The sequence below is a fragment of the Mesorhizobium sp. M4A.F.Ca.ET.020.02.1.1 genome (assembly GCF_004022645.1).
GTDB lineage: Bacteria > Pseudomonadota > Alphaproteobacteria > Rhizobiales > Rhizobiaceae > Mesorhizobium.
The window spans coordinates 1-1061 of record NZ_RZOI01001173.1; the positions used below are offsets into that span (position 1 = coordinate 1).

Annotated in this window: 2 pseudogenes; both read right to left on the reverse strand. The window is 68.1% G+C overall.

The annotated features are described in order from the left end of the window. A pseudogene (locus tag EN742_RS35810) lies at window positions 1-743 on the reverse strand (DUF4175 family protein); the annotation flags it as partial. A 113-nt stretch (window positions 744-856) separates the two neighbouring features. Further along, window positions 857-1061: pseudogene (locus EN742_RS35815) on the reverse strand (pyridoxal-phosphate dependent enzyme); the annotation flags it as partial.

The following is a 1061-nucleotide window of genomic DNA, read 5'->3' on the forward strand; positions in this document are numbered from 1 at the left end:
GCGTCAGCCCGCCGTCGCCGGTCAGCTTGCCGGTGAACTGGCGCACTTTTGGCGCTGCTGTCGACACCGGCTTGGCGGCCTGCGGTCCGGCCGGGTCGATGGCGCGGGCATTGCCGTCCTTGTCGGCAAAGCTCAGCGTCTCCTCGCCCGAGCCACCGGTGACGCGCAGCGAGACATCGCTGCCCTGCGGCACGGTGAAGGTGGCGGCCGCCTGACGGACCGAAGGAGAAGGCGAAGGCGGTGACCAGGAGCAGCGCCGCGACGGCGCGCAGGCCCCAGCGGTCGCGCTCCGGAACGCGTGCGCGCGGCCGGTCGGCGCCAAGACTGCCCAGCCGTTCAGCCATGCGCTTCTGGTGTTCGCGCCAAAGCGCCTGCGAGAAAATGCTTTCCTGACCGCTCGGGCGGTCGGTCTGCACCTGCACCGGGCTATGCAGCAGTTCATTGGCCGCTTCGATGCGCCGGTCGATCTCGGCTGCCGTCGGCAAGCGGAAGACGCTCAGCGGGTAGAGCGCTGCGAGGGCGGCTATGGCGAAGACAATCAGCACGCCGATGCGCGCGACGTCGGGCAGAAGCGGGAACAGGCCGAGCCAGGAGATGCTGAGGAACAGGCCGGCAAGGATGAGCAGCGGCAAAAGCAGCGGCCAGCCACGCTCGACCACCATGGAGGACCGCGTCGCCAGCCGGCTCAGGGCAAGACGCCCGGCCAGGCCACGATTGCCGCTGGAAGTGGGTCGTTGCGTCATCGGCCTTCCTGTCCGGGCGGGATGGCCCGAACCTCAGGACTAGAAGTGTACCAGCAAACACGGCAAAGGCGAGGCGGGTTCCAAAAACGTGAACCGTTCTTTCCGCTTTATGGTCAGAATTTTGCGGGGTCGGTGTTGGAGCCGCAGACCAGAACCGCGATGCGCTCGCCCGGCGAGGGCTGGTAGCGGCCGGAGAGCACCGCCGCGAAGGCCGCGGCACCGCCCGGCTCGGAAATGATTCGCACCCGGTCCCAGAGCGCCTTCTGCGCGGCGACGATGTCATCGTCGCTGATCAGGAGCGAACGCTCGACATAGGCC